At 47.5% G+C, this 2716-nt stretch carries 3 protein-coding genes and 1 pseudogene; 1 reads left to right on the forward strand and 3 read right to left on the reverse strand.

Translation table 11 applies throughout. The features are described from left to right. Positions 1 to 1269, forward strand: a 1269-nt coding sequence (gene aroA, locus C7B77_RS27715) for a 3-phosphoshikimate 1-carboxyvinyltransferase (protein WP_106312659.1), incomplete at its 5' end; no start/stop codon positions are given. A 169-nt stretch (positions 1270 to 1438) separates the two neighbouring features. On the opposite strand, the gene C7B77_RS27720 is transcribed toward aroA, so the two are convergent. From C7B77_RS27720 to C7B77_RS27730, 3 genes and pseudogenes are all read right to left on the reverse strand, one after another. Next, positions 1439 to 1975, reverse strand: coding sequence for an O-acetyl-ADP-ribose deacetylase (locus tag C7B77_RS27720; RefSeq protein WP_106312662.1), 537 nt, complete (start codon positions 1973 to 1975; stop codon positions 1439 to 1441). Between the two features lie 48 nt (positions 1976 to 2023). Beyond that, on the reverse strand, positions 2024 to 2371 hold the full coding sequence (locus tag C7B77_RS27725) for a hypothetical protein (protein WP_146138567.1): 348 nt from the start codon (positions 2369 to 2371) through the stop codon (positions 2024 to 2026). Positions 2372 to 2464: 93 nt separating this feature from the next. Continuing rightward, positions 2465 to 2716: pseudogene (locus C7B77_RS27730) on the reverse strand (bifunctional 5,10-methylene-tetrahydrofolate dehydrogenase/5,10-methylene-tetrahydrofolate cyclohydrolase); the annotation flags it as partial.

Consider the following 2716-nt stretch of genomic DNA (forward strand, 5'->3'; position numbering starts at 1 on the left):
CTTCAGGGCACATTACAAATTCCGGGCGATAAATCGATTTCCCATCGCGCCTTGATGCTAGGAGCCTTAGCGGAGGGCGAGACGACGATTCAGGGATTATTATTGGGTGAAGATCCTCGGAGTACGGCGGCGTGTTTTACCGCCATGGGAGCGCAGATTTCGGAGTTAAATACCGAGTTGGTGACGGTGACGGGGATTGGGTTGGGACAGCTTCAAGAACCTGTAAATGTCCTCGATGCTGGCAATTCGGGAACGACAATGCGGCTGATGTTAGGCATTTTGGCTTCTCATCCCGATCGATTTTTTACAGTTACGGGCGATGATTCCTTACGATCGCGTCCGATGTCGCGCGTTGTCAATCCGCTCGCGGAGATGGGAGCGCAGATTTGGGGACGTCGGAATAATTCGCTCGCACCGCTCGCCGTGCGCGGATGTGAATTGCAACCGATTCACTATCATTCGCCGATCGCTTCAGCACAGGTCAAGTCATCCATTTTACTCGCTGGATTGATGACTTACGGACGCACTACGGTCACCGAACCAGCATTATCGCGGGATCATTCCGAACGGATGTTGCGCGCGTTTGGGGCGCATATCGAGGTCGATCCGGAGACGAATAGTGCGACGGTGACGGGTTATCCGACTCTCACGGGACAACAAGTGATCGTCCCTGGCGATATTAGCTCCGCCGCCTTTTGGTTAGTTGCTGGCGCGATCGTGCCAGGATCGGAGTTGTATATCGAAAATGTCGGCGTCAACCCGACGCGCACCGGAATTTTGGTTGCTTTAGAATTAATGGGTGCCGATATTACCCTCGAAAATCAACGCGAAGTTGCGGGCGAACCCGTAGCAGATTTGCGGGTCAAACATAGTAATTTAAAAGCTTGCGAAATTAGCGGCGATCTCATCCCCAGACTGATCGATGAGATTCCGATTTTAGCTGTCGCAGCAGTATTTGCCCAAGGCACGACGATAATTAAAGATGCCGCAGAATTGCGCGTCAAAGAAAGCGACAGGTTGCAAGTAATGGCAGCGGCATTGACTAAAATGGGTGCGAATATTACCGAATTACCAGATGGTTTAGAAATTACTGGCGGCGGCTCGTTAATTGGTGCAGAACTCGATAGTTTTACCGATCATCGGATTGCCATGAGTCTCGCGATCGCGTCTGTAATCGCGAAAGGACAAACGACGATCGCGCGTGCGGAAGCTGCATCGATTTCCTATCCAACTTTCTTCGATTCATTACGCAGCATTATTAAGTCATAACCCGTATTTCGCACTTCAATTTTTTGCATGTGAAGGCTGCGTAGGGTGTGTTTCTGTGTCAGCAAAACGCACCTTCTAGATCGGTGCGTTACGCTTCGCGATAACACACCCTACTCTTACGAAAAATAAGACTTTTTAGGTAGAGATTTTAAGAAGTGGGGTATGTGGGTTATAGCATTCCAAATGCTTCTATATAAGCATAGTAATCGATATCGCTAAAACAAACAAAACTTACTCCTGCAATCGATCGATCTGTCTCCAAATAAGTATGCACCGTCTCTAGTGCCACTTGCGCTGCCAGATCGATCGGATAACCATAAACACCACAACTAATCGCCGGAAACGCGATCGTTTGAATCTGATGTAATGTCGTCAGAGCCAGACTTTCGCGGTAGCAACTTGCGAGTAATTCTGGTTCGCCAGCATTACCACCATGCCAAACGGGGCCGACGGTATGAATTACATATTTTGCCATCAATCGATAGCCTGGAGTAATTTTGGCTTGGCCAGTCTTACAACCATTAAGTTGCCGACATGCGGCGAGTAATTCGGCACCAGCAGCGCGATGAATTGCCCCATCGACACCACCGCCGCCAAGTAACGAACTATTAGCCGCATTGACGATCGCATCTACTGTTAATTTGGTAATATCGCCCTGAATAATCCCCATGCGTTCTTGAGGAGTGGCGGTTAGTTCTAGTGTCATGGGGGTAGGAAATTGGGGATTGTCGAAGAGTTGAGCCGATCGAATATATTATCGCTCGTCACGCTTTTTGATAATTGCCGATCCTAAATCTTTAAAAATCTCTTTCCACCCAGCGATAACTATCGGAATCATCCACCCAAAAAATGCTATTACTGAATTTACATGTGCCTGTCCGCCATTACGCGTAAACGAGGCATCTAAGTAGATAGTAACAGCAGCAATCGTTAACCCGATCGCGCAGGTGCATATTAAATAAGTACCTGTTTTCTTTTGCGACCCGATGAGTAAGGAAATCAAAATGCCGATCGCACCGAAGAGGATATTATCGATAATTAATCGATCGACTAGAGCGTAATTACCCTGGCGATCGAGTGATGAAAAGTCAATTCGCGTCAAATATTTATATTTGTTTACCAACCAGATTGTAATGTATAAAAGATAGCAATACCTATGGATATTATTCATGCTCGATCGATATCCTCGGTACCACTAAACTAAACCATGGGTATTGGCATAACTCCACACCGTATTTTCGAGTAGCATCGTTACTGTCATCGCTCCCACACCACCAGGGACGGGGGTAATCCAACTAGCTATTTCTTTAACTGACTCGAAATCGACATCGCCTACCAATCGCGACTTCCCAGTTGTCGGATCGGTGAGTCGATTGATGCCGACATCGATAACTACAGCACCAGGCTTGACCATATCAGCAGTTATCATTTGGGTTCTACCGACAGC

Source organism: Chamaesiphon polymorphus CCALA 037 (assembly GCF_003003845.1).
Taxonomy (GTDB): domain Bacteria; phylum Cyanobacteriota; class Cyanobacteriia; order Cyanobacteriales; family Chamaesiphonaceae; genus Chamaesiphon; species Chamaesiphon polymorphus.

Coding starts and splice junctions, on each gene's coding strand:
- C7B77_RS27720 (WP_106312662.1), bottom strand. CDS start 1,975: ATGACACTAGAACTAACCGCCACTCCTCAAGAACGCATGGGGATTATT.